The 25,900-nt window shown below is 46.8% G+C and carries 25 protein-coding genes, 1 riboswitch and 1 other annotated feature; of the genes, 5 read left to right on the top strand and 20 right to left on the bottom strand.

Annotated features, from left to right (window positions below; all coding sequences use genetic code 11):
* Window positions 1-58: 58 nt before the first annotated feature.
* On the bottom strand, window positions 59-2,287 hold the full coding sequence (locus OOK74_RS04795) for an NADP-dependent isocitrate dehydrogenase (protein ID WP_278183194.1): 2,229 nt from the start codon (window positions 2,285-2,287) through the stop codon (window positions 59-61).
* Window positions 2,288-2,610: 323 nt separating this feature from the next.
* On the opposite strand from OOK74_RS04795, the gene rluE reads away from it, so the two are divergent.
* Complete coding sequence (gene rluE / locus OOK74_RS04790) at window positions 2,611-3,324, top strand: 23S rRNA pseudouridine(2457) synthase RluE (protein ID WP_278183193.1); 714 nt, start codon at window positions 2,611-2,613, stop codon at window positions 3,322-3,324.
* Window positions 3,325-3,455: 131 nt separating this feature from the next.
* Here the strand turns inward: rluE and hisIE are convergent, their stop codons facing one another.
* The 9 genes from hisIE to OOK74_RS04745 all read right to left on the bottom strand — a co-directional run bounded on the left by hisIE (window position 3,456) and on the right by OOK74_RS04745 (window position 12,591).
* Window positions 3,456-4,088 (bottom strand): bifunctional phosphoribosyl-AMP cyclohydrolase/phosphoribosyl-ATP diphosphatase HisIE, encoded by a 633-nt coding sequence (hisIE, locus tag OOK74_RS04785; protein ID WP_274722041.1) that lies wholly within the window; start codon window positions 4,086-4,088, stop codon window positions 3,456-3,458.
* Window positions 4,085-4,858, bottom strand: a complete 774-nt coding sequence (hisF, locus tag OOK74_RS04780) for an imidazole glycerol phosphate synthase subunit HisF (RefSeq protein WP_166013192.1) — start codon at window positions 4,856-4,858, stop codon at window positions 4,085-4,087. Before hisF ends, hisIE begins: the two co-directional genes overlap by 4 nt.
* Entirely contained in the window at window positions 4,840-5,577 is a 738-nt protein-coding gene (hisA, locus tag OOK74_RS04775; RefSeq protein ID WP_278183192.1) for a 1-(5-phosphoribosyl)-5-[(5-phosphoribosylamino)methylideneamino]imidazole-4-carboxamide isomerase, read from the bottom strand. Before hisA ends, hisF begins: the two co-directional genes overlap by 19 nt.
* Window positions 5,578-5,619: 42 nt before the next feature.
* Window positions 5,620-6,231, bottom strand: coding sequence for an imidazole glycerol phosphate synthase subunit HisH (gene hisH / locus OOK74_RS04770; protein ID WP_278183191.1), 612 nt, complete (start codon window positions 6,229-6,231; stop codon window positions 5,620-5,622).
* The gene (hisB, locus tag OOK74_RS04765; RefSeq protein ID WP_278183190.1) at window positions 6,231-7,304 is read right to left on the bottom strand and encodes a bifunctional histidinol-phosphatase/imidazoleglycerol-phosphate dehydratase HisB; all 1,074 of its coding nucleotides are present in this window, start codon (window positions 7,302-7,304) and stop codon (window positions 6,231-6,233) included. The genes hisH and hisB overlap by 1 nt, the downstream gene beginning before the upstream one ends.
* A 67-nt stretch (window positions 7,305-7,371) precedes the next feature.
* Window positions 7,372-8,412, bottom strand: coding sequence for a histidinol-phosphate transaminase (gene hisC / locus OOK74_RS04760; RefSeq protein ID WP_278183189.1), 1,041 nt, complete (start codon window positions 8,410-8,412; stop codon window positions 7,372-7,374).
* A gap of 3 nt (window positions 8,413-8,415) precedes the next feature.
* The gene (gene hisD / locus OOK74_RS04755; protein ID WP_278183188.1) at window positions 8,416-9,711 is read right to left on the bottom strand and encodes a histidinol dehydrogenase; all 1,296 of its coding nucleotides are present in this window, start codon (window positions 9,709-9,711) and stop codon (window positions 8,416-8,418) included.
* Window positions 9,712-9,715: 4 nt separating this feature from the next.
* Window positions 9,716-10,612, bottom strand: coding sequence for an ATP phosphoribosyltransferase (gene hisG, locus OOK74_RS04750; RefSeq protein WP_278183187.1), 897 nt, complete (start codon window positions 10,610-10,612; stop codon window positions 9,716-9,718).
* A gap of 50 nt (window positions 10,613-10,662) precedes the next feature.
* Window positions 10,663-10,800 (bottom strand) — a sequence feature (His leader region).
* A 189-nt stretch (window positions 10,801-10,989) separates the two neighbouring features.
* The gene (locus OOK74_RS04745) at window positions 10,990-12,591 is read right to left on the bottom strand and encodes a Na+/H+ antiporter NhaC family protein (protein WP_278183186.1); all 1,602 of its coding nucleotides are present in this window, start codon (window positions 12,589-12,591) and stop codon (window positions 10,990-10,992) included.
* Between the two features lie 115 nt (window positions 12,592-12,706).
* A riboswitch (Lysine riboswitch) is annotated at window positions 12,707-12,889 on the bottom strand.
* A gap of 415 nt (window positions 12,890-13,304) precedes the next feature.
* Between OOK74_RS04745 and OOK74_RS04740 the strand changes: the two genes are divergently transcribed.
* Complete coding sequence (locus OOK74_RS04740; protein ID WP_274722049.1) at window positions 13,305-13,721, top strand: H-NS family histone-like protein; 417 nt, start codon at window positions 13,305-13,307, stop codon at window positions 13,719-13,721.
* A 63-nt stretch (window positions 13,722-13,784) separates the two neighbouring features.
* Here the strand turns inward: OOK74_RS04740 and OOK74_RS04735 are convergent, their stop codons facing one another.
* Window positions 13,785-15,089 (bottom strand): inosine/guanosine kinase, encoded by a 1,305-nt coding sequence (locus tag OOK74_RS04735; protein WP_277206734.1) that lies wholly within the window; start codon window positions 15,087-15,089, stop codon window positions 13,785-13,787.
* A 264-nt stretch (window positions 15,090-15,353) separates the two neighbouring features.
* On the opposite strand from OOK74_RS04735, the gene mnmA reads away from it, so the two are divergent.
* Genes mnmA through purB form a run of 3 tightly spaced genes read left to right on the top strand, consistent with a single transcriptional unit; the run spans window position 15,354 to window position 18,535 of the window.
* Window positions 15,354-16,466, top strand: coding sequence for a tRNA 2-thiouridine(34) synthase MnmA (gene mnmA / locus OOK74_RS04730; protein WP_278183185.1), 1,113 nt, complete (start codon window positions 15,354-15,356; stop codon window positions 16,464-16,466).
* Between the two features lie 23 nt (window positions 16,467-16,489).
* Window positions 16,490-17,107 (top strand): high frequency lysogenization protein HflD, encoded by a 618-nt coding sequence (gene hflD / locus OOK74_RS04725; protein ID WP_274722052.1) that lies wholly within the window; start codon window positions 16,490-16,492, stop codon window positions 17,105-17,107.
* Window positions 17,108-17,164: 57 nt separating this feature from the next.
* Complete coding sequence (purB, locus tag OOK74_RS04720; RefSeq protein ID WP_274722053.1) at window positions 17,165-18,535, top strand: adenylosuccinate lyase; 1,371 nt, start codon at window positions 17,165-17,167, stop codon at window positions 18,533-18,535.
* Between the two features lie 77 nt (window positions 18,536-18,612).
* Here the strand turns inward: purB and OOK74_RS04715 are convergent, their stop codons facing one another.
* The 9 genes from OOK74_RS04715 to OOK74_RS04675 form a co-directional block, all read right to left on the bottom strand.
* Window positions 18,613-19,140 carry a DUF3833 domain-containing protein gene (locus OOK74_RS04715; RefSeq protein WP_166013202.1) on the bottom strand — a complete coding sequence of 176 codons (528 nt, stop codon included), beginning with the start codon at window positions 19,138-19,140 and terminating at the stop codon, window positions 18,613-18,615.
* Window positions 19,137-19,673: a chalcone isomerase family protein gene (locus OOK74_RS04710; RefSeq protein ID WP_274722109.1), complete on the bottom strand. Its 537-nt coding sequence runs from the start codon at window positions 19,671-19,673 to the stop codon at window positions 19,137-19,139. Before OOK74_RS04710 ends, OOK74_RS04715 begins: the two co-directional genes overlap by 4 nt.
* Before the next feature lie 7 nt (window positions 19,674-19,680).
* The gene (locus OOK74_RS04705; protein ID WP_274722054.1) at window positions 19,681-20,175 is read right to left on the bottom strand and encodes a DUF2878 domain-containing protein; all 495 of its coding nucleotides are present in this window, start codon (window positions 20,173-20,175) and stop codon (window positions 19,681-19,683) included.
* Window positions 20,176-20,179: 4 nt separating this feature from the next.
* A complete protein-coding gene (locus tag OOK74_RS04700; RefSeq protein WP_278183184.1) occupies window positions 20,180-21,421 on the bottom strand; it encodes an SAM-dependent methyltransferase in 1,242 nt (413 codons plus the stop codon).
* Between the two features lie 11 nt (window positions 21,422-21,432).
* Window positions 21,433-22,218, bottom strand: coding sequence for a DUF1365 domain-containing protein (locus OOK74_RS04695; RefSeq protein WP_274722056.1), 786 nt, complete (start codon window positions 22,216-22,218; stop codon window positions 21,433-21,435).
* Window positions 22,205-23,503, bottom strand: coding sequence for an NAD(P)/FAD-dependent oxidoreductase (locus OOK74_RS04690; RefSeq protein ID WP_274722057.1), 1,299 nt, complete (start codon window positions 23,501-23,503; stop codon window positions 22,205-22,207). Before OOK74_RS04690 ends, OOK74_RS04695 begins: the two co-directional genes overlap by 14 nt.
* A gap of 12 nt (window positions 23,504-23,515) precedes the next feature.
* Window positions 23,516-24,241, bottom strand: a complete 726-nt coding sequence (locus OOK74_RS04685) for an SDR family oxidoreductase (protein WP_274722058.1) — start codon at window positions 24,239-24,241, stop codon at window positions 23,516-23,518.
* On the bottom strand, window positions 24,238-24,657 hold the full coding sequence (locus OOK74_RS04680; RefSeq protein WP_274722059.1) for a nuclear transport factor 2 family protein: 420 nt from the start codon (window positions 24,655-24,657) through the stop codon (window positions 24,238-24,240). The genes OOK74_RS04685 and OOK74_RS04680 overlap by 4 nt, the downstream gene beginning before the upstream one ends.
* Window positions 24,658-24,938: 281 nt before the next feature.
* Entirely contained in the window at window positions 24,939-25,787 is an 849-nt protein-coding gene (locus OOK74_RS04675; protein ID WP_274722060.1) for a nickel/cobalt efflux protein RcnA, read from the bottom strand.
* Window positions 25,788-25,900: the final 113 nt, after the last annotated feature.

The raw sequence follows: 25,900 nt of genomic DNA, 5'->3' as shown, positions 1-25,900 counted from the left end.
GACAAACCCGCCAATCTTGGCGGGTTTGGTTTAACGAGAGCTTAGTACCATGTCGCCATCACTTGCGATCAATTATCGCGTTGAAAGTGGCACTTGGGCGCATCAACGCTGCAGCTTGGCTAAATTCAGGGGCATAATAGCCGCCAAGATCACCAGGCTTGCCTTGCACACCATTCAGCTCGGCCACGATTTTAGCCTCTTGTTCAAACAGTTGCTTGGCGATAGGGGCAAACTCTGCGGCTAATTCTGCATCCTGTTGCTGCTCTGCCAGCGCTTGTGCCCAATAGGTTGCCAGATAAAAATGACTACCACGGTTATCGATTTGACCCACACGCCGTGCCGGTGATTTATCCATATCTAGGAACTTGCCAGTGGCTTTATCGAGTGCCTCTGCTAGCACTTGTGCTTTACGATTGCCGGTCACCACACTCAAATGCTCCAACGATGCCGCTAACGCCAAAAATTCGCCGAGCGAATCCCAACGTAGATAGTTCTCTTTTTGAACTTGCTGAACATGCTTCGGTGCCGAGCCACCCGCACCAGTCTCAAACAATCCACCACCATTCATCAGTGGCACTATCGATAACATTTTTGCCGACGTGCCAAGCTCAAGGATCGGAAACAGATCGGTGAGATAATCACGCAGCACGTTACCCGTCACCGAAATAGCATCTTGTCCGGCCTTGATTCGCTGCAGTGAGTATTGAGTTGCTTCAACGGGCGAGAGGATCTTGATTTGCAAACCTGTGGTATCGTGCTTGGGCAGATATTGCTGCACTTTTTTGATCAATTGCACATCATGTGCCCGCGCCGAATCAAGCCAGAAGACTGCGGGAGTATTTGACGCGCGAGCACGAGTGACCGCCAGTTTCACCCAGTCTTGAATTGGCGCATCTTTGACCTGACACATGCGAAAGATATCGCCCGCTGCTACGGATTGTTCCAACAGCACTTTACCCGCTTGGTCAATCACACGCACCACACCTTCAGCCTCAATAATAAAGGTCTTATCGTGTGAACCATACTCTTCCGCTTGTTGTGCCATCAAACCAACATTGGGCACACTGCCCATCGTGGCTGGGTCAAACGCACCGTGTTGTTTACAAAAATCAATCACGGTTTGGTAAACACCCGCGTAGCAACGATCAGGAATGATCGCTTTGGTATCTTTTGGCTTACCATCGGGACCCCACATTTGCCCAGAAGTGCGGATCATCGCAGGCATCGAGGCATCCACAATCACATCACTGGGTACATGCAGGTTAGTGATACCGCGGTCTGAATCGACCATAGCAAGCGCCGGTTGAGTGGCGTACACTGCTTGAATCGCCGCTTCAATCTCTGCGCGTTGCGCTGCTGGCAACGATTGAATTTTTGCATACACATCACCCAAACCGTTGTTAACATCAACCCCCAGCTGCTCAAACAGCGGGCCATATTGATCAAAAACCGCTTTGTAGTACACCTTCACCGCATAGCCGAAGATCACCGGATCCGAGACTTTCATCATGGTCGCTTTCATATGCAATGAGAACAGCACATCTTGCGTTTTGGCATCCGCGATCTCTTTTTCAAAGAACGAAATGAGCGCTTGTTTGCTCATCACACTGGTATCAATGATCTCTTGATCTTGCAGTGCAAAGGGCTTTTTCAGCACTTTCACCGCGCCGTCTTTACCCACCAATTCAATCGCGACTTTAGTTGCGCCGCTCACAGTCAGCGATTTCTCGCTGGCAAAAAAATCTTGCTCGCTCATGCTCGCCACATGGGATTTCGAATCCTGACGCCAAGCCCCCATCGAGTGTGGGTTCTTCTTGGCATAGTTCTTCACCGATGCTGGCGCACGGCGATCAGAATTCCCCTCACGCAGCACTGGGTTTACCGCACTGCCCTTGATCTTGTCATAGGTTGCTTTAATCGTTGCTTGTGCAGGGTTGCTGGGCTCTTCTGGATAATTGGGTAGCGCGTAGCCTTTCTCTTGTAGCTCTTTAATCGCGGCTTTGAGCTGTGGCAGCGAGGCAGAAATATTCGGCAGCTTAATGATGTTAGCTTCAGGCATCTGCGCGAGCTGACCAAGTTCAGTTAATGCATCACCAACCCGCTGAGCCTCGGTCAAATATTCAGGAAAATTAGCCAGAATACGGCCGGCTAACGAAATATCTCTCGTAGCAATATTAATGCCTGATGATGCGGTAAATGATTGAATAATTGGTAGTAATGAATAAGTCGCTAGCGCTGGAGCTTCATCAGTAACGGTGTAAATAATGGTAGGCTTATTAGTTGGCATGAACTTTCCCTATCTGTTCTAACAGCGTCATGGGATGCCATGACCCTGTGTAACTGTCGGCACTTAAGTGGGCAACATCCCCCGCCTAAGTACGATCTTTTCCTAAGTACTCTCTTGTCACTCTTACAAATCTGCTGCTTAAATCGCGTTGCGCCGCTTGCGAGCTAATCCTTGAGTGAAGTTATTTATAATTAAACAAATTACGGCCAATAGTCTATTATCTTGTGCGCTAAACCTTTCTCAGGCGCGCAAATGATAGCTGAACTTGTGCCCTGCGAAAAACTTTCAATACATTTTATCGACATTTTTACAAGGTGCTTAACATGCCCTCGCACACCTCCCGTGATGCCGCGCCCGCTACCGCCAAAACTAAAGCGCATTTTAAGCGTTCTGCAACCCAAAAAACGGCTCGTACTCACAGTGGCTCTCATCGCAAGCGCACGCCCAGCCAGCCGCCCGTCACAACGCGTTCCACTTCGCATCCAATGACGTCGGCGGCGCGCAAGGTTATTTTGCTTAATAAACCGTATGATACCTTAAGCCAATTCACTGATGGTGATGGCAGAACCACGTTAGCGGATTATATTCCGATTAAAGAGGTCTACGCCGCAGGACGGTTGGATCGCGATAGTGAAGGACTACTGATTTTAACCAATGATGGGATTTTGCAGGCCAGATTGACTCAGCCGCAATCCAAAGCGCCCAAAACCTATTGGGTACAAGTCGAAGGCGCACCACAAGAGAGCGACCTTGAGGCCTTGCGCCGCGGCGTGAGCTTAAAAGATGGCCCGACTTTGCCGGCTAAAGTCGAAATCATCTCCGAACCCACACTGTGGCCGCGTAATCCTCCGGTACGTTTTCGCGCGGCGATCCCCACCACTTGGTTAGCTATTACCTTGATCGAAGGACGTAATCGCCAAGTTCGCCGTATGACCGCGCACATCGGTTTTCCAACCCTACGTTTGATTCGTTACGCGATGGGCGATTGGAATTTAGGTGATTTACAACCCGGTGAATGGCGTGAAATGACGCTTTAACACTCTGACTTCTACCCGATATAGCCCAACGGCTTAGCGTTGCAACCAACACCTCGGCAGCTTCAAGTCGGAAGGGAATAACGCCCCAATAATGGGGCGTTATTGTTGAGTTGGATAGACTCTTCTACCAATTACTTATGCCGTTGTTTAAGCTTATTGATCACATCATTGATGGCTAAGCCTTGATCTTGCAGCAATACCAGTAAGTGATAGATCAAATCGGCAGATTCACCAATCAGCTCCTCTTGATCACCAGCGGTGGCGGCCAACGCAACTTCAACCCCTTCTTCACCCACTTTTTGCGCGATACGTTTAGTGCCACTCGCATATAACGAGGCAGTGTAAGAGGAACTAGGGTCGGCATGTTTACGCTCAGCCAGTAACGCTTCAAGCTGATGAAGCCAAACCATTTGTGACTCCTCCTGCGCATCGCTATCCCAACAGGTCACGCTACCAGTGTGGCAGGTTGGCCCTATTGGGTTCACTTTGACCAGTAACGTATCTTGGTCACAGTCCAGCGCGATATTTTTCAGTTGCAACACATGGCCCGAGGTTTCACCTTTGGTCCACAAACGCTGTTTACTGCGCGAGAAAAAAGTTACTTGCTCTGTTTCAAGGGTTTTTTGTAACGCTTCAGGGTTCATATACCCCAGCATTAACACTTGGCTGGACTGAAAATCCTGCACAATCGCAGGCACCAGTCCATCGACTTTCTGCCAGTCAATACGCTCGCTTAGTGTGGCAAATGGGCTTGCTGGAGTCATCGTCTCACCTCAATTCCTTGTTGTTGTAGATACTGCTTGAGTTCACCGATATTGATGATCTGCTTGTGAAAAACCGAAGCGGCTAAAGCGCCATCGACGTTGGCTTGGGTAAAGGCTTGCGCGAAATGTTCCATCGCCCCTGCACCACCAGAAGCGATTAACGGCACGCGGCATACTGAGCGGACTAAATTAAGTTGCTGCAGATCATAGCCATTACGTACACCATCTTGGTTCATCATATTAAGGACAATTTCCCCCGCGCCACGCTGTTGCACCTCTTGCACCCAATCGCAAGTTTGCCACTGGGTGGCACGGGTGCGGCTTTCATCACCGGTAAACTGATAAACCTGATATTGGCCCGTCTCTTTATCAAAATAAGAGTCGATGCCCACGACGATGCATTGCACGCCAAAACGGTCGGCAAGATCGGTGATCAGTTGTGGATTCGCCAGTGCGGGCGAGTTAATCGAGACTTTATCCGCGCCAAATTCCAAGATCCGCGCGGCATCTTGCGCCGATTTGATCCCCCCAGCGACACAAAAAGGAATGTCGATCACTTCCGCCACGCGCGCGACCCAGCTTTTATCCACCACTCGACCATCACTGGATGCGGTAATATCATAAAACACCAGCTCATCCGCGCCTTCTTCGGCGTAACGCTTGGCCAGCGGCACAATGTCTCCAATAATTTCGTGGTTACGAAACTGAACACCTTTCACCACCTGTCCATCGCGCACATCCAGACAAGGTATTATCCGTTTTGCCAACATGCGAATGCCTCCTGCGCAGTAAATTTCCCATCCAATAGCGCGCGACCGACAATCACACCCGCAACACCTGTGCCCTTGAGTGCCTCAATATCGGCCAGTGAACCAATACCACCGGAGGATTGAAATTGCACTTGTGGATATTGACGACAGAGATCGCGATACAGCTCCACGTTCGAGCCGGCTAGCGTGCCATCTCGGGAAATATCAGTACACAGTACGTGCTGTAAACCGACCGTTAAGTAATCATCAAGCAAAGCTTCGATCGTCACGCCGGAATCTTCCTGCCAGCCGGAAATGGCCACTTTGCGCGCACCCTGCGCATCAATATTGATATCCAAGGCTAAAACAATTTTCTCTGCGCCGTATTTTTCCATCCAGTTTTTGACTAATTGCGGCTGTTTAACCGCGGTAGAGCCCACCACCACACGCTGCGCACCGGCTTCCAGCAGATCCAGCACATCTTGTTCGCTGCGAACTCCACCACCAATTTGGATATTGGCCGGTGTGCTGGCAAGTAGGCGAGCAATCAAATCCAGTTGACGCACTGTGGTATTTTTTGCGCCTGTTAGATCCACTAAGTGCAGCCAATCTGCTCCGGCTTGGTGGTACAAATTAAACTGCTCGGCGGGGTCTACTTTATATTCGGTCACTTGTCCGTAATCACCTTGATACAGACGCACCACCTGACCTTCAATCAAATCTAATGCGGGAATAATCATTGGGGTTCCTTGTATTGCGCCAACGTTCGCTAGCGCTTGTCCCTAAAGTTCAAGAAAGTTTTGTAGTAAGCGTGCGCCCGCTTTAGAAGAGCGCTCTGGGTGAAATTGCACCCCGTAATAATTGCCGACTTGGATCGCCGCACTGAACGATGGCCCATACTCACACTCGGCAATCGTATAATCGCCGACTGGCAGAGCAAAACTGTGTACAAAATAGAAATATTCGTCACGCGCAATCCCCTCAAACAGCGGATGCCCCGCTTTGGCTTGCACCGTGTTCCAGCCCATATGTGGCAACGGCAGATCGCCTGTTTGTAGCAAACGGACTTCACCATCGACCAAACCTAAACACGCGACCATTTGATCGGCTTGCTGGCCTTTCTCTGCGGAAAATTTGCCAAGCAGTTGCATGCCAAGGCAGATGCCAAGCAGTGGCTTTTCAACCCGTTTCACCAGTTCAATCAAATCGCGTTCAGCGAGATTTTTCATCGCTTCGCTCGCCGTGCCAACCCCAGGTAACAGCAGTTTATCCGCACCTAACACCACCTGAGGATCACGCGAAATCGTCACCGGATAACCTAAGCGCTCAATGGCAAACTTGACCGAAGAAATATTGGCGCAGCCAGTATCAATAATCACCACCTTCTGAGTCATCACAGCACTCCTTTACTGCTTGGTAACTCGTTACCTTGCACGGTGATCGCTTGACGCAGCGTACGGCCAAACGCTTTAAACAGACTTTCGATGATGTGGTGATCATTTTCGCCACTGGACGAAAGGTGTAGCGTACAGGCTAAGGTATCGGTCAAGGAGCGGAAGAAGTGATAGACCATCTCGGTCGACAGATCGCCTACTTGTGGACGGCTAAAGCTCGCAGCAAATTTCAAATATGGGCGCCCCGAGAGATCGAGCGCGCACTGGGCCAAACATTCATCCATCGGAAGAGTGAAACCAAAGCGCCCAATACCACGTTTGTCACCCAGCGCTTCACGCAGCGCTTGCCCCAGAGCCAAGGCGGTATCTTCCACCGTGTGATGATCATCAATATGCAGATCACCAACCACTTTCAGTTGCAGTTGAAAACCGCCGTGGGTGGCGATTTGATCCAACATATGATCAAAAAATCCCAAGCCAGTTTCAATCTGATTACCACCAGTTTGGTCAAGATTGACTAGAACCTGAATATCGGTCTCTTTGGTTTTACGCACCACTTGGGCAACCCGCGGCTTGGTGGTGAGATCTTTAACAATATCCAGCCAACCCATGGTTTGTGGGTGGTATTGAATACCACGCAGCGCCATATTTTCCGCCAGTTGCAGATCGGTGCTGCGATCGCCAATCACGGCTGACGATTTGAAATCAATTTTGCCACCTTGCAGGTACTCTTTGACCAAGCCCAGCTTCGGTTTACGGCACGAGCAGTTATCGCGATCGAAATGCGGGCAAATCAGCACCTCATCAAACTTAACGCCTTGCGATGCAAAAATATCCATCATCATATTATGTGGCGCATCGAAATCCGCTTGAGGGTAACTGGCAGTGCCTAAACCATCTTGATTGGTCACCATCACCAAGCGATAACCCGCCTCTTGCAGCTTAAGCAAACTTGGGATCACATAAGGCTCAAGTTTGAGTTTATCCAAGCGGTCAACTTGGTAATCCACTGGCGGCTCAACAATTAAGCTACCGTCGCGGTCGATAAACAGAATTTTTTGTTGTTTGCTCACAATAAATGTCCCTTTCATCAGCAGCCCGCGCTACGCGCTGCTGTAAATCAAATTACTGAAAACCCAATTACTGGTAGTAGTTGCGGATAAACGCGACGGTTTTCTCACACTCTTCGCGGTTGCCAACACTGATGCGCACACAATTTTCAATCGGTGAGTTACGCAAAATAATTCCGTGTTGCCATGCGGCTTTGAACAGCGCGTCACCATCCACAAATTTGACCAATAGATAGTTACCCCAGCCTTCAAATACCTGCACGCCCGGTATCATCGACAAGCCAACTTGCAAATAAGCGCGGTTAGCGCCAAGTTCCAGTACTTGATATTTGGCACGCGCCAGCCCCAGTTCAGATAGGGCTTGCACCGCAATTTCTGCCACTGGCACCGGTACTGGATAAGGCGCAATCACTTTGAGCAGTACATTAATCAGCTCAGGACTCGCTAGGGTAAATCCGCAGCGCAACCCGGCCAACGCGAAGGCCTTGGAAAGGGTGCGTAGAATCGCTAAGTTCGGATATTGGGCGAGCAAATCGACCGTCGACGCTTCAGGACAAAAATCGATATAGGCTTCATCCATCACCACAATCGCCCGATCTTTGGTCATTTCAAGTAATTCAATAATGTCTGAACGTTGCACCAAATTGCCAGTTGGGTTATTTGGACTACACACAAACACCAGCTTAACCCGATCTAAATTAGCAGCAATGCTTGGCAAATCGAGCTGCCAGTCAGCGGTCAGCGGTACGCGTTTGCGCTCAACGCCAAAAGTTTCAGCACTGATGGCATACATGCCGTAAGTCGGAGGACAGAATAAAATGGCATCTTGATTCGGCTCACAAAAGGCTCGGATCAAAAGTTCAATCCCTTCATCGGCCCCACGCGATGTCAACACTTGCTCTGGACACACTCCTGCATAGTTTGCGTAAGCCTCAAGCATCGCTTTGGGTTGACAATCGCTGTAGCGATTAAGGCGGGCAAAATCGGTTTTATATTCATTGTTAAACGGCGATTCGTTAGCATTAAGCCACACATCACCACTGCCGCCAATCCGCCGCGCAGAAAGATATGGCGTTAAGCCTTGTACTTGTTTACGAGCCAGTTTTTCCATAATTTATTGAGCCTTCTGTAATTTTTCCACGCGAATTGTCACCGCACGTTGGTGTGCGTCTAACCCTTCCGCTTGCGCCATCGTCACTACGGTTGGTGCCAGCAACAGCAAACCATCAGCACTCAGCTCTTGCACTGTCATGCGCTTACTGAAATCGGCTAGGCCAAGGCTGGAATAAGTACGAGTGTAACCGTAGGTAGGCAGGACATGGTTGGTGCCTGAAGCGTAGTCCCCTACCGATTCTGGAGACCAATCACCGAGGAAAATCGAACCCGCATTATCAAGCAGTGGCACCAACTCACGTGGATTGCGCGTCTGTACAATTAAATGTTCAGGGCCGTAGTAATTCGAGATCGCAACCGCTTGAGTGAGTGATTCGGCAATAATGATCAAACTGGAAGCCAAAGCTTGCTCGGCAATACTGGCACGAGTCAGCGTTTTTAATTGTTGCTGCAGCGCATCAATCACTTGATCGGCCAACACCGGGGATGGTGTCACCAGCACCACTTGCGAATCTGGCCCGTGTTCCGCCTGACTGAGCAGATCAGCGGCGATAAAATCCGCATCTGCTGTTTCATCAGCAATCACCAACACTTCTGACGGTCCGGCTGGCATATCAATCGCTGCGCCACGAAAATCGTTACTCACTTGGCGCTTTGCTTCCGTGACATAGGCGTTACCGGGGCCAAAAATTTTGTCAACTTTGGGCACCGTTTGAGTACCGTAGGCCATCGCGGCGATAGCTTGGCCACCTCCTAAGTTGTACACCTCATCGATGTTGCACAGCTTAGCAACATAGAGTATTTCATCGGCGATCGGCGGTGGCGAGCAAAGCACTACTTTACGACAACCGGCAATTTGCGCTGGCACCCCGAGCATCAGCACGGTTGATGGTAGCGGTGCGCTGCCACCGGGAATATACAGACCCACTTGATTGATCGGACGAGTCACTTGCTCACACACCACACCTGGCATAGTTTCCACTTTGATTGGCTGCATTTTTTGCGCTTGGTGAAATTTGCTGATGTTGTGGTATGCCAGCTCTAACGCCTGCTTCATCGTTTCCGACAAACGCGCAGCGGCGGCATCCATCTCTTCACGTGAAACACGCAGCGAAGCCGGTTTCACCCGATCAAATTTTTCAGTGAGTTCAAACAGTGCAGCATCGCCCTCGCTACGCACTTTCGCGACAACCTGCGCTACCGCCGTGGTGATGTTTGCCCCTTCCGTTATCGCGGGACGTTGTAAAATCGATTGTTGCTGAGCTTCACTCAAAGAGTGCCAAACTACGGTTCTCATCGCTTTACTCCATCATTTTTTCAATTGGTAACACCAGAATTGAACTCGCACCGAGCGCTTTGAGCTGCTCCATGGTTTCCCAAAATAGGTTTTCTGAGCTCACCATATGTACCGCCACTTTAGATCGATCCGCAGAGAGCGGCAGCACAGTGGGATCTTCAGCACCAGGTAATAATGTTTTGATCTGAGAGAGTTTTTCTACTGGTGCGTGCAACATAATGTATTTGGATTCTTTCGCTTGCTGCACTCCGTGCATCCGCGTGAGCAGTTTATCGATCAACGCCGCTTTATCGGCAGCAAAAGGGCCAGGACGCTGGATCAGGGTCGCTTTGGATTCAAAGATCACTTCCACTTCTTTGAGACCATTGGCTTCTAAGGTTGCACCGGTAGACACAAGGTCGGCAATCGCATCCGCTAAGCCGGCACGCGGTGCCACTTCTACCGAGCCAGTTAACATACAGGTGCTAAACTCGATCCCTTGGCGATTCATATACGCTTTAAGTAGTTGAGGATAAGTGGTGGCAATCCGTTTACCATTCAGATCGTGCGGAGTACGGTAGTCGGCATCTTTTTCAATCGCAATCGAAAGACGACAGCCACCAAAATCCATGCGCCGTAAGGTGATAAATTGATGCGGTTGATTAAGCGCAAGGCGGTCTAAGCGCGTTTCTTCTAATACGTTTTCGCCCACAAATCCTAAATCCACTACCCCATCCATGATTAATCCAGGAATGTCATCATCACGAACGAGTAACAGATCAATCGGCATATTCAGTGAATGAACCACTAAGCGCTCACCCATGATGTTAAATTTCACACCGCATTTTTTCAGCAGTTCTTGACACTCTTGGCTCAAGCGTCCTTTTTTCTGTAACGCAATTCTCAGTCGTTGTGTTTGCATAACATGCTTCCTTGGCAATTTGTTGAATTTATTTGTTTTTTCAAAGCGTAAAACAAAAACCCTCGGGAGTTTAGTCTCCCGAGGGTTAGAATCTTGCTGTAGCTCTGATTTCAACTCCGGGAGATTCCAGTCCCCCGGGTATGCGTACATCTCCCCGAAAGACAGCTTAGGGATGATGGTGATGATGAATGTTCATTACGAAATTACGCATACTTAGTGATTTTCTATCTGTTTGAGAACTGCATTCACACTAACTAAGCTGAGTCGTTTTTTCAACCACAAATTGATACTTTTCTGGTTATTTTTTAATAGTACGTTTTTTATGTACAAAAAAGGAGGTCCACCGACCTCCTCGTAACACAAGCGAATTAAGTCGATTATACCGACACTTGCTTACTCAATTTGGTTTTCGAGAGTACAGTAAGAACTAAGCAGATCAACACAAAGCTGACCGATGCCGCCGCTAACGCCAACCACAATGAAGCGAAGATACCGAGTACCACATAACCAATCGCAGAAACTAAAGCCACCGCTAATGCGTAAGGCAACTGAGTAGCAACGTGATCGATATGGTGACAGCGTGCACCCGTCGATGACAAAATGGTCGTATCTGAAATCGGCGAGCAGTGATCACCAAATACCGATCCGGCTAATACCGCACCCAACATCGGTAGCATTAAGGCCACATCGGTTGCACCAGCCATATCACCCGCAATCGGCAGCATAATACCAAATGTGCCCCATGATGTTCCGGTCGAGAATGCCATCGCACCAGACAGAACAAACAGAATCACCGGTAACCAGTAAGGTTGAATGTTGCCTTGCACCAATGAAGAGAGATAAGTACCGGTTTTCATATCACCAATCACCGAACCAATCGTCCATGCAAAGATGAGGATCAAAATCGCACCAAACATCGATTTTGCGCCGATCCACAAGGTATTGGCCACTTGCTTAACTGGCAGCTTTTGACGTAGTACAGTAATAAACGCCATCGCCAAACCGACTAGGCCACCATAAACCAGTGAGGTACCTACATCGGTATTTTCAAAAGCACCAAAAATATCAAATGGTTTGCCACTTTCAGTTAACGCGCTCGCGCCAGTCCAAATCATGGCACTGATCGTCGCCACTACTAAAAACACAATCGGCAATACCAGATCTAATACACTGCCACGCGGGCTTTGTTCAATATCGAGCTCTTCATTAAGTTGATGAGCCGATGGCGCATCGGTACTCGGATCTTCATCAAATCCCCGTCCTTGAGAGGCTGCAATTTCATGTTTGCGCATCTGGCCAACGTCGATTTTGAACCACACCACAACAAATACCATCAGCAACGCAAAGATCGCATAGAAGTTCATCGGTACTAAACGTAGATAGGCACCTAACGCAGAATACTCTTCGATCCCGTGCGCCACCAAAATACCGCCAATAATGGTCATAATGTAAGCACCCCAACTTGAGGCGGGCATCACAACACACATCGGCGCGGCAGTAGAGTCTAGGATATAAGCTAATTTGGCGCGAGAAACGTAGAAACGGTCCGTCACTGGGCGAGAAATTGACCCCACCGCGAGGCTATTAAAGTAGTCATCCACAAAAATGAATACGCCTAAAAATGCCGCCAATAATTGAGAGCCGCGTTTACTTTTTACTCGAACTTGAGCCCACTGAGCAAAAGCATGCGTCCCGCCCGACAGGGTCAATAAAGCGGTCATCATGCCCAGCAGCAGTAAAAAGCCAACAATGCTCATATTCCACGCATTAATCGCACCATCTTCGATAAATACACTGCCGACTCGAGTCGCAATATATTGTGCTGATTGGCCGAGCGCATAATCCGCTAACAGTAAAGCACCTAAGAAAATACCCACTCCGAGTGACAGGAGTACGCGACGAGTAATAATAGCCAGACTCAATGCTACCAGTGGTGGTAAAACAGAGAGTGGCGAAGAAGCAAAATCGATTAAATTCATGATCTTCCTAAACCAGTAAAAAATGGTTAGAGATCTACTGCAGACAAATTAAGCGACTTCATGTCCACTTAATTTATGTTGAACTAAGCGAAAGGGAAGCGAACACTTCACCCAACCCTACAGTAGCGCTCCATAGTTTAACAAAAATATAGACTATGGCAGTGTTACACCTATTTGATGCAACCCCAGCCAACTGCTGTGATCGGCAAGTTGACTTCGGCGACAACGCCTTTCTCCACCATTGATTGGCATCACCCCAATTGTGGATACTCTTCGTAATCGCGCCTCTACGGCGAAACCCCCATCTTATCAGACCCATTCATTTGGCTCATTCAAAGATGCTTTTCGCATTAGGTAGTGGTTATTTTACTGAACAAAAATCGCAATGCAACTAGCTTTCGCGTGGAAAAATTCGTGTTACGGCTCGCAAATCAATCACTTATTAGAGACTCGTTTCATAAAAAAAACCGGAGGCTGGATATATCGCATATATATTATTTACTGGTGTGATAAGTATCAGGCAACCATGTTTATATGCATAATCGATGATCAACAAATCACAGCGACGACGGTTCTTTACCTTCTTTTACTCAATAATTTTTATATTTTTACTTTCTTACTATTTTGAATTATTATTTACAGCGAATAACTTGTCAGAATAATAAGCTAGGTTTAATATTAACTCGTATCCAATTTGTGAACAGGAAATGGTAATGTCGGAAATCACTAAGACTTTATTAAATATTCGTAGCCTACGTGCTTATGCACGCGAGCTAACTTTTGAGCAACTTGAAGAAGCGTTAGATAAATTAACGACCGTCGTTCAAGAGCGTAAAGAAGCTGAAGCGGAAGAAATGGCAGCTCGTGCTGAGCAAGATGCGAAATTAGCAGCGATTGCAGAACAAATGGCAAAAGATGGCATTGACCTAGAAGCGCTTATTTCTGCGCTGTCTGGCGAAACCAAAATGAAAGCCAAAAGCAGCAAAGGCAAACGCGCACCTCGTCCTGCTAAATACAAGTATATCGACACTAATGGTGAAGAGAAAACTTGGACAGGCCAAGGTCGCACACCTTTAGCGATTCAAAAAGCACTCGATGCGGGTAAATCTTTGGACGTTTTTGCTATTTAATTGCAAAGTAACTATTCCAAAGCATTTAGTTATAAAAAAGGCTCCGAAATGGAGCCTTTTTTATTATCGTTCCCAATACGCCTCTTCGAGGCTATCTTCACGCTCAGGAAGCCCGCGCGATAAACGAGGAGAATGTTGTGCCAATACTTCATAACTCGCACGGTTAGAATATTTACACACCTGAGAAAAAGAAGAATAAGTCAAAAATTCATGTTGATGCTTGCTCGAGTTAGGCACATTTTCTTTATGATATTTATTGGCCGCCATATCGTGTAATAAAGCTGATAATGCTGCATCTCCAGCACCATTAGTATTTTTTATCTTCTCTGGTCCACCCATATACGGCGAAATGTGCGAATAAACCCGAATAGGATTGATACAACTCTCTTTACGCACTGGGCGACTAAATTCATAGCGGTTAAATTCTGCCACTGAACCCGGTAATAATGGTAACGAGGTTTGACGTTTCGCGGAATCTTCCGTGTATCCGGCCATAAATAAACCCACAGGCCCAGCCGTACACAGCACTAAATCGACCCAATCCAAGGCCTTATCTGAAGCGGCTAGCGGATCACTTTCACCGGTGAGTGCTAAAGCCTCGTCCTCGTTCATCGCCACTACAGTGACATGTTCACGTAAAAATTCTTGCCAAAATTGTGGATCATCTTGAATTACAAATTTTGTACCTAAAGTTAATACCACTGGCACATCATGTTTTTTTGCATACTCAATGGCACGCATGGTCGCCTCTGGCATCGGATCGCCAGATTTACAGCGCACTAAATAAGCAGTAATCACTAAAGCGGAGGCACTGGCAAATATTTTTTCTGGAATATTTTCTGGGCGTAATTGGTTCATTTGCCCTTCGCTGATCGCGAAAGTGCGTTCACCCTCTTCGGTGATCAACGCAAAACAGCGACCGATAGCACCATCAACACCTTGTAAATAGTTAAGATCCACACGACTAGAAGTGTTGCACAAATAACGATAGCCATAACTGCCAATTTTAATATCCTGGCTCATTACCCCAAGTAACGTCGAACGATCATCAGCCAATACAGAGTAGTTATGTAGCGTATTGCCGATGGTACCACCCGCATACTCATTAGTAATTAAACCATGATGTTTTAATTCGTTATACAGCGCTTCTGCCGTCTGATCATCAATCACTAATGAATGCCCTTTACTCAAGCCATAACGCTCGATCAGAGCTGAATCAACCTTGGCCTCAATATCCACCAGAGTTTGATCAATACCGATAATATGCGTGCGCGTCATCTTCTTATTTTCTTGCGCTTGAATGACCAAAGGGTCACGCGCATGAACTGGAAAATAATGCTTAGATTTGCGTTGGCCAGGAAATTTCATAAAGGTTACTTGAGGTCAAGGAGAAAAAGAGCGCCGATTCTACCGTGCTGCTGGTAGTGCAGCAACTGAGGAAAAAATAGCAAACGTTTGCTCCGTGTGGTTTTTATTTGAAAACTTTTCAATAGCACTGGTAGCACAAGAGATTCAATGAGTTAGTAGCATTGTAACCAATGCCAGTGAAGTGTGATTGCGGTCGCGGATCTGTCCTCGAAAAATTCTTTCTGTTAGAATCTTGCTCCAAGTTAATTGAGTGGTAGATAAGTGATGTCTGTAGAGCACGCAAACAGCCAAAAAAAAGTGATTGTCGGTATGTCTGGAGGGGTTGATTCCTCTGTTTCAGCCTATCTTCTCAAACAGCAGGGTTACCAAGTGGAAGGCCTGTTTATGAAAAACTGGGAAGAAGACGATAACGAAGAATATTGCACTGCAGCAGAAGATTTAGCCGATGCTCAGGCGGTGTGCGATAAGCTCAACATTCCACTGCATACCATTAACTTTGCAGCCGAATATTGGGATAACGTGTTTGAGTACTTCTTGGCCGAATATAAAGCAGGCCGTACTCCTAACCCAGATATTCTGTGCAATAAAGAGATCAAATTTAAAGCCTTCTTAGAATTTGCTGATGAAGTGCTTGATGCCGATTACATCGCGATGGGCCACTATGTGCGACGCACCTTCCCGTCTGCAGGTGAAAAACCACAAATGCTGCGCGGCTTAGACAGCAATAAAGATCAAAGTTACTTCCTTTATACACTCAGTCATGAGCAGGTAGCGCGCAGCCTGTTCCCTGTCGGCGATCTGGAAAAACCGGAAGTACGCCGCATTGCCGAAGAACAAGGGCTGATCACCGCGAAAAAGAAAGATTCGACTGGGATCTGTTTTATCGGTGAGCGCAAGTTTACCGACTTCTTAGCTCGCTATTTACCGGCTCAACCAGGTAAAATTGAGACTCCGGAAGGTAAAGTGATTGGCGAACATCAAGGTTTGATGTATCACACGCTCGGACAGCGTAAAGGTCTGCATATTGGTGGAATGAAAGAGTGTAGTGAGCAGCCATGGTATGTGGCAGACAAAGATCTCAAGCGCAATGTATTGATTGCGGTACAAGGTGCCGATCATCCACTATTGCAATCGCAGGGTTTGATTGCTTCGCAACTGCATTGGGTTAACCGCATGCCGATCACCGAGCCACTGCGTTGCAGCGTCAAAACGCGTTATCGCCAAACCGACATTGCTTGCACCATTATCCCACTCAGTGATGATCAGATAAAAGTGATGTTTGACCAACCACAAGTGGCGGTCACTCCGGGACAATCGGCGGTATTTTATCAAGATGATGTCTGCCTTGGTGGCGGTATTATTGAACAGCGCATTTGATAGTCAATTTTTAGGAGATTTACGTGGCTAACGCAATTTACGATCGTACCCTCGCTTTTGCTGGCCTGTGCCAAGCAGTGACATTGGTTCAACAGATCGCCAAAAATGGCCATTGTGATCCTGATGCGTTTGCAACTTCGCTAAAAGCTATTACCTGCACTAACCCAAGTAATACTCTGGCCGTGTTCGGCCATGAACATCAACTCAAACTCGGCTTGGCGTGTCTCGTCAAAGGTATTGATAGCACGCCCGCAGGTAGCGAAATTACGCGTTATTTGATCAGCCTGATGGCACTTGAACGTAAGTTAAGTGGCCGTCGCGATACGATGAACCAACTGGGTGACCGCATTCAAATGATCGAGCGTCAGCTTGAGCATTTTGACTTATTTGATGATCAGATGATCAGTAACCTTGCCAGCATTTATCTCGATGTAATAAGCCCGATCGGGCCGCGCATTCAAGTCACCGGCACCCCATCGGTGTTACAGCTCACCACTAACCAGCACAAAGTACGTGCGCTACTGTTATCAGGGATCCGCTGCGCAGTATTGTGGCGTCAGGTTGGTGGACGTCGTCGTCACCTGATTTTTGGTCGCAAAAAAATGATCGAACAGGCGCAGATTTTGTTAGCGCGAATCTAAGTGATGACCCCCTATTCGAATTACTCACACCTTTAACTCACTATTCAGGAGAAGAACATGGAACTGTCAGCATTGACTGCTGTTTCACCGGTCGATGGCCGCTACGGAAGTAAAACGATTGCGTTACGCAGTATCTTCAGTGAATTTGGTCTCCTCAAGTACCGCACTATCGTAGAAATCCGCTGGTTACAAAAACTTGCTGCCACTGCCGAAATCGCAGAAGTGCCTGCATTCAGTGCCGAAGCTAACCAATTCCTTGATGCGATTGCCGCCAATTTCAGTGAGACGGATGCACTGCGTATCAAAGAGATTGAACGCACCACCAACCACGATGTGAAAGCGGTGGAATACTTCCTGAAAGAGAAAGTGGCAGCAATGCCTGAGCTGCATGCGGTCAATGAGTTCATCCATTTTGCTTGTACTTCAGAAGATATTAACAACACATCGCACGCGTTAATGCTTAAAGAAGCGCGTGATACCGTGATCCTACCAGAAATTCGCAACGTGATTGATGCGATTCGCAAACTGGCCGAAGAGTACCGCGACATTCCACTGCTTTCTCGCACTCACGGGCAACCGGCATCGCCTTCGACCATGGGTAAAGAGATGGCCAACGTGGCTTACCGTATGGAGCGCCAATACAAGCAGATCGCTAATGTAGAAATTCTGGCTAAAATCAATGGCGCAGTGGGTAACTACAACGCACACCTTTCTGCTTACCCAGCGGTAGATTGGCACCAATTCAGCGAACAGTTTATCACCCAATCACTAGGGGTAGATTGGAATCCGTACACCACGCAAATTGAGCCACATGATTATATTGCCGAACTGTTTGAAGCGGTGGGCCGTTTTAATACCATCTTAATCGATTTTGATCGTGATATTTGGGGTTACATTGCCTTAGGCCACTTCAAACAAAGAACCATTGCAGGTGAAATTGGCTCTTCAACCATGCCACACAAAGTCAACCCGATTGATTTTGAAAACTCAGAAGGCAACTTGGGACTCGCCAATGCGGTATTTACCCATTTAGCGCAAAAACTGCCAATCTCTCGTTGGCAGCGTGACCTGACTGACTCTACCGTACTGCGTAACCTAGGTGTCGGTGTCGGTTATGCCATTATCGCGTACACCTCAACCCTAAAAGGCATCAGCAAACTGGAAGTGAACCGCGCTGCGCTATTGGCAGAGCTTGATCACAACTGGGAAGTTCTGGCCGAGCCAATTCAAACCGTGATGCGCCGCTATGGCATTGAAAAGCCTTATGAGAAGCTGAAAGAGCTGACTCGTGGCAAGCGAGTCGATGGCGAAGCGATGCGTCAATTTATCGATGGTTTAGCACTCCCTGCTGAAGAAAAAGCGCGTCTGCAAGCGATGACTCCAGCCAGCTACATTGGCTATGCGATTGAAATGACCGATCAGCTGTGATCTGAATACCAGAGAAAACAAATGACCAAGGGGAGCCGCGAGGCTCCCCTTGTTTTTAAATCTCAGTGTGACTGATTTTACTCCTGCTTTTCAAAAAATAGCGTTATTCGCCCAACCTCAAAGCCAAATTTGCGAATTTTGGTTAAATTGAATAGCCGCTTTTCATCTTGTCGATACAACCAATCATCAAAGTGGACCAATACTTCGCTACTGTTGCGTTTCAGCATAAAATCATATTGCCAGCGCAACGCATTACCAACTTCTTCCCCGCGAGCAGCCCCGACGATATCATCGGCATGGCCTTGGTACTGATCAGCTCCAGTCCGACTAATCGTCCAGATCCGCTGATCCATTTCGCCATCATCAAAGACAAAGTCCTCCACCAGGATCAGTTGATCATTTTCCACTCGGCCTTCAATCGTTACGGTAAAACGTCGGGTTTGCTTATTGGTATAATCTTGTACCATTCCCCACGCATGAGTCGTACCTAAAAAATAATTAAATAGATCAAATTTAGGTGTGGCAGCGCGATATTCATGAATATCTGCCGAGCAGCCCCACAGCCAACCTAAAGTCAGCAGTAAACCACTTTTCCAGAGTTTCATTGTCGATTAACTCCTATTAATTGATTGCGTAGCATTAAATATTCAGTTTGTGGTGATAACCAGATCGAGAGAAAAGCATCATTAAATGCTTCATCACTGATCTTACCGATCGAACGCTCATCCTCTTGCTGGCGATAAAAAAAGAACTCTCCATCTTTTCCATCAGAAACATAGACCAAACGATCTCCGCTTAAGAGATTTGGAAAAATTTGCTGTAAATTGGCCAACCAAGCTTGGCTAATCGTCGAAGCAATGCCGAGCTTACGCCACTGATTTTGAGTGGCTTCAATCAATTCCTGACGACTGATGGCGCGCAAATAAGTAATTTCTAATGCCATCGGATGTGGTGAAACATCTTGAGATTCTTGGTATTGACCGGTCGGCGTTCTCAGTTGTGCAGTGTAAATATCAAACCAGATCCAAGAAAGTGTCGCTTGCCCAACAATCGGCCAGTCGTGCCATCGACTTGTGACGGACTCCACTGGGACGGCTACTTTCAGCATGCTGATATAACTGATACCACAAGCCAGCATGACTAATTTAACTATTGGTGGTTTTTTCATACTTCATGACCTTGATTAACAACCAAGTTATTGCGAGCCATTGCAAAAATACCACTCCCAATACCAGCCAGTGTGAAGATAGCCAACTGACCGCACCAGCTCGATAGCCAACCCAATAACTTAAACTACCTAAGCTACCACCTACGACACACAGTATCGGCTTTGGATAACGATTGAGTGGTGGGATTACATAAGCCGCGTACCATGAAAATGCGAACCATAGCGCAACCAACCAGAGTGGTAACTGTTGATCAGAAAAGATAAATAATCCCAAGCTTAGATTGCCATAATCAATCACAATGCCGAGTAAGGCGACCCAAACCATGTTGATTAATAAGGGATGGCGCTGGATCATCGCCCATCCATAAGCCACAACAACCAGTCCAGAGGTCAACCATAACCACCTTTGCTGACCGAATACGGCCATTGCCCATATCAAGTCAAACCAGATGGAACTTAATAGCAGAGACATAGACTTAATCTCGCTCAAAAGTGAGATGAATCGTGCTGATGCTGCGCGCTAAGAAGCCCCCTTCACAGTAGCAAAAATAGTAATGCCACATGCGAATAAAGCGTTCGTCATAACCGAGTTCACGCACTTTGGGTAACTGCTGTTCAAAACGTTCACGCCAATGTTGTAGTGTTAAGGCATAATCAAGCCCAATATCGAATAGATCACGCACAATAAATCCGGTGTGCTTGGTCGCTAAATCTGTCAGCACAGAGATAGAAGGTAAAAACCCGCCAGGGAAGATATATTTTTGAATAAAATCAACGTTATTGCTGTAACTCACATAGCGTTGATCCGCAATGGTAATCGCCTGTAGTGCCATTTTTCCATGCGGTTTCAATAGGGCATAGCATTGGCTCAAAAATGTGGGTAGGAAGGCTTTACCCACCGCCTCGATCATCTCGATAGAAACCAGCTTGTCATATTGTCCAACCAGCAAACGATAATCTTGTTTGAGTAAGGTGATGTGGTTATGCAAACCTAATGTACTAATTTTTTGCTGAGTATATGCAAACTGCTGTTCGGAGATGGTAGTCGTGGTGACCTTACAACCGTAGTTTTGGGCCATATAAATCGCCATTGCGCCCCAACCCGTACCAATTTCCAACACATGATCACTCGATTTAAGCTGTAACTGATCACACAAGCGCTGCATTTTTGCTTGTTGAGCTTGCTCTAATGAAAAATGTTTGTGTGTAAATAATGCGCTAGAGTAAAGCATCGTCTGATCTAGAAACAATTGGTATAACGAATTGCCCAAATCGTAATGTTGATGAATATTATCTTGGGCTTGCTCAAGCGTGTTGCGTTTTAGCCAATGCGCTAACCTATTGAGCCATTGAGTAACACGATTACTCTGTCTTTCCAGTTTATCTAACGCCGCAAAATTGATTGCCATTAATTGCATCAAGGCACTCAGATTAGGGCTATCCCACCAGCCATCCATATAAGCTTCTGCGGCAGCAATACTGCCACCTTTTAACACTCGCTGATAAAAATCCGGATGCTTGACTTCAATAACGGCATGAATGGAATTTAATCCATCTCGGCCAAATTGCTCACAACGGGGTTGTGTTTGACCCGCAATATGTTCGACGAGCGTTAAGTTGCCTTCAAGCGATGATAATGCGCGATAAATAACGCTACGGGCACCTTTTTGCCAGCGGCTGAAAGAACCTGAGATTGCCATCGATGAGCTATTTACCATCAAGAGACTCCTTAATTATTGTTGTGCTCTGATTTTGGATGTGGATAAACTGGCACACCCTTACGCCATAATTTAAAGGCGTGCCAATAGATCCCCACCATTACCTTTACCGCCATGATGGGAGTTTTGAACAACTGAAATAATAGATTCGTGGTGACCAATGGTTGTGCTTGCATGGCTAAAGTGGCATCAAACTCTTTATGGGTGCGATGACACTCAAGATGGATGAGCACAGAACGAGTTAATGGTCGGATTTTCCAACAATACCGCTGATCAATCGGATTAAAGGGCGAAACATGAAATGCCTTTGGATGCTGCCTTTCAATCACCGAATGGCTAGCTGCCTGCTCTTGATCCCGTGCGGAAATGGCATAATAGTGCCGTTCATTCCATGGCGTATTGCTCACTTCCGCAAGCAAATAACGCCAACGCAAATCGGTATCCTGCACATAATAAAAATTGACCGGACTAAAATAGATCCCGAGATAACGCATATGTATTAGAGCCACCACTCGCCCTTCAATTCGCTCCCCCGTCAACTGCTCAATTTTATCGAGAACCGCTTGTTTAAGTGAACCTTGACCAAGATAGTCTTCACGCCGCAAGCGTGCCCAATGCCACCAACGCTCACCCATTCCCCATACGGTACTCGCCAGTTGTGGCCATTCATCTAAATCAATACAGGGCATAAAGAGAGAATAGTTGAGATCATGTTGCACTGGAGTAAAGCGACGATGACGCACTTGACCAATCATTAAGCAACTTTGCCATTCGGTTTTACGATCAGATATCGACATTCGGCGACTCCCTACGCCCCGGCTCAGCGCGCTGTGCATAAGCTTGCAGTTGAGTCACCACATCCAATGCACTGCGTACGCCATCCTCATGGAATCCATTGTGCCAATAAGCACCACAGTACCAAGTATGGTTTACTCCGCTAATATGTGACTTTTTCTGCTGCGCTTTAATGGCACTGTGAGAAAACACCGGATGATGATAGCTAAAGCGAGCTAATACCTTATTGGGGTCAATATCCTCACTGCAATTAAGCGTCACGCACAACGTTTGTGGCGCTTGAATATGCTGCAAAATATTCATGTTATAAGTCAGCGCAGGTAAACGTGTCTGTTGATCAGCCTCACCTTTTAACCAATAGTTCCATGCCGCCCATGCGGCCTTACATTTTGGCAGTAGCGCACTATCGGTGTGTAAAACAACCTCATTGGTCTGATAAGTCAGAGCAGAAAGTAACTGTTGTTCACTCATGCTTGGCTCACTTAACATCGCCAGTGCCTGATCGCTGTGGCAAGCAAAAATAACTTCATCAAAAAATTCGACGTGATCATTCACCTGAATCTCAACCCCGGTTGCTAAGCGTCTCACCTGCTTAACCGCACTATTAAGATGGATCCGGTCGATAAACCCTTGAGTTAATGGCTGAATATAATTACGCGAACCACCAGGGATCACATACCACGGAGGACGCTGAGTCACATCCAGTAATCCATGGTTCAGGAAAAAACGGGCGAAAAACAGCAGCGGGAAAGCACGCATATCAGTCAAAGAGGAAGACCAAATCGCTGCACCCATGGGTAAAATGTAGTTTTCACAAAAATAATCATCAAACTTATGCTCAGCCAAAAACTCACCAAGGGTTTGTTCATTGAGCTGTCGATGCGCTACACAGGCTTTCGTTAAGCGATTAAAGCGCAATATTTCTGCGATAAAGCGGTAGAACCGCAGATTGAACCAATTACGTTTTTGGGCAAACAGTGTCGCCAAAGTATGTCCATTGTACTCCAAGCCATTGGTATCGTTACGTACACTAAAACTCATCTGGGTTGGTTTACCGTGCACCCCGACTTCATCCATCATTTTGATAAAGTTGGGATACGTTCTCTGGTTATACACAATAAATCCGGTATCCACCGCATATGACTTGCCCTCCAGCTCAATATCGATGGTTGCGGTGTGCCCCCCAATATAATCATTGGCTTCAAACATTGTGATATCGTGATAACGATGCAAATAGTAACCACAAGTTAAACCTGAAATACCAGAACCAATGATTGCAATCTTCATCCAAACTCTCCATTAATCAGTCAATATGCGCCGAACTAATTGACATTGCCAAGCATAAGGTAAGCTACCCAGTAGACGGATTAGCCAAGTAAACCGTCGCGGAAAATAGATCTGTGCCAACCCTCGATCTAATCCAGAACGGATCTCTTGGGCCGCTCGCTCGACAGAGATAATCATTGGCATCACAAACGTATTACGCTGAGTTAAGGGGGTCGCGACAAAGCCAGGAAAAATAGTCGTCACTTGAATACCGAGCGGATACCAATCGAGTTGCAGTGTACGTGCAAGATAGGCCACTGCAGCTTTGGATGCACCGTAGGCTTGTGCGCGGGGCAACGCCAACTCACTTGCAATCGAGCCCACAATCGCAACCCGATGACCACGCGCTAAATGAGGTTGGATCGCCTCAATAACCGTAGCAACGCCAAGCACATTAACGTTAAATACCCGCCTCATTACCGCGCTATCCATCTTGCCCTGGTTGATATATTCACAATCACCGGCATTTAAAATCCAAAGCTGTGGTTGACAAGGTAATTTTGCTAATGCGATTTTGGTGGCCTGATCATCGGTCACATCAAAAACCAGCGGATAAATGTTGGGGAAATCTAAATGCAGGGTTTGTAGAATCTGTTCGTTGCGCCCACAGGCGATCACTGTCCAGCCGTCTTTGGCATAATCTAGCGCCAGTTGTTTACCAATCCCGGAAGTCGCTCCGGTGATCAAAACCGATTTCATTGGCCTAGTCTCCGTTTGATGGTACGGATAAGTGACCCTAATATAGGCAACCGCTCATAAAGCATTTGTCCCATATCAAAATAATCACGGTGATAGATCACCTTGTCATCCGCAAAGCGCAAATAACTCACACCATTAACACGAATTAGTTGTCCTTTGGCTAATTTGGGATGCCGTAGGTACATTGTCCATATTAAAAAGGCCCCCTCGTCTACGCTGTACTGCTCGTCAATCACAAAACTACAACGTTCAACATTTTGATATAACGTTGCAAAATAGTCAGTGAGAGCTTGAACCCCTTGAATACGATGGGCGGGATCTTCAAATACCACATTGTGATGGTAGATTTCGGGTAATTTGTGTAATTGTTTTTTGTCGATATGCTGATAAAAACGCGCAACATGTTGTACGTCCATAATGCTAATCCCTAGCGTTATACAACGATAAGAAGTTAATCCTGCATTACAACCATAGTTGACTTTATAGCCTTGTACAATATTCGCTCGATATGCGGTTAATGACTTAAGGCTATAAAATAAATCGCTTGAGCAGGCAACTAACTACACTACCCGCATGCTTTATTGCCAATCGAAATTATACCCAAACCACTTGGAGTTGCAGGTAGGCGGCAAGTAAGAGACTCTCCATCAGCATAAGCAAACGATGTGATTGGGGTGAGCGAACGTAGCCAACAACGTTAACTCATCAGTGAAAGGTAACCATATACTCCCATGTATAAACCCACTGCACTAATCAATATGCCGGATAGATAGGGCGCTCGGCGTGCAACATCATTCAATCCACGCCATCTAGATGTCGCCTTTTGTACCCCGACTGAAGCAACAACACCTACCGCAACAAGGGTCAGTGCTAGGCCGATACTAAATGAAATAACTAAAGTCGCACCCAGTATCATCGCTTTAAGCTGTAAACAAATAAGTAGGATAGTGATAGCTGCGGGGCATGGAATCAGCCCTCCGGTTAAACCAAAAACAAGTATTTGCCCATTCGTTACCTCTCTATTTTCAAAATGCTTTTGAATATCCAGAGCATGGGCTCGCTCATGAGCATCTTGATACTCTTTATGATCACATTCTGAGCAAGAATCACTATCAAAGTGCACATCGAAGTCATGTGTATGACCATGCTCAGTATCGACAATTTGATTTGTCCATTGATGATCATGGTGCTGATCCTTATGCCAAGCTCGTTGATGACGCCATGTTATCCAAAACATCCATAAACCAGTCAAAACAATAATTACCCCAGAGATAAGCTGCATCCATGGCTCCACAGCTTCAGGCGTAAATTTACGACTGATATACATACCTCCAACCGCAATTAGCCACACTACAGCAGTATGCGATAGTGTGGCGGCTAACCCCAACATCACAGCCTGCTTAACAGTCCCCTTAACCGCCACAATAAAAGCCGCCATCATCGTTTTTGAATGTCCTGGCTCAAGACCATGTAGCGCACCGAGTAAAATAGCGCTAGGAATAAAGAACCATCCATTACCTTGCTGCAGTAGTTCGACAAAATCCATTATTGTTCCCAGTGATCATTTCAAATTTGAAACAAACTATACTCCCCCCCCAGTAATCAATACTACCCCCCAGTATAATCAAATGCTACATTACCGCTAGCGCCACTCATTTA

The organism is Vibrio misgurnus (genome assembly GCF_029635775.1).
Lineage (GTDB): Bacteria > Pseudomonadota > Gammaproteobacteria > Enterobacterales > Vibrionaceae > Vibrio > Vibrio chanodichtyis.
The sequence above is the reverse complement of the archived record's forward strand: the minus strand, read 5'-3'. Positions and strand labels throughout refer to the sequence as shown.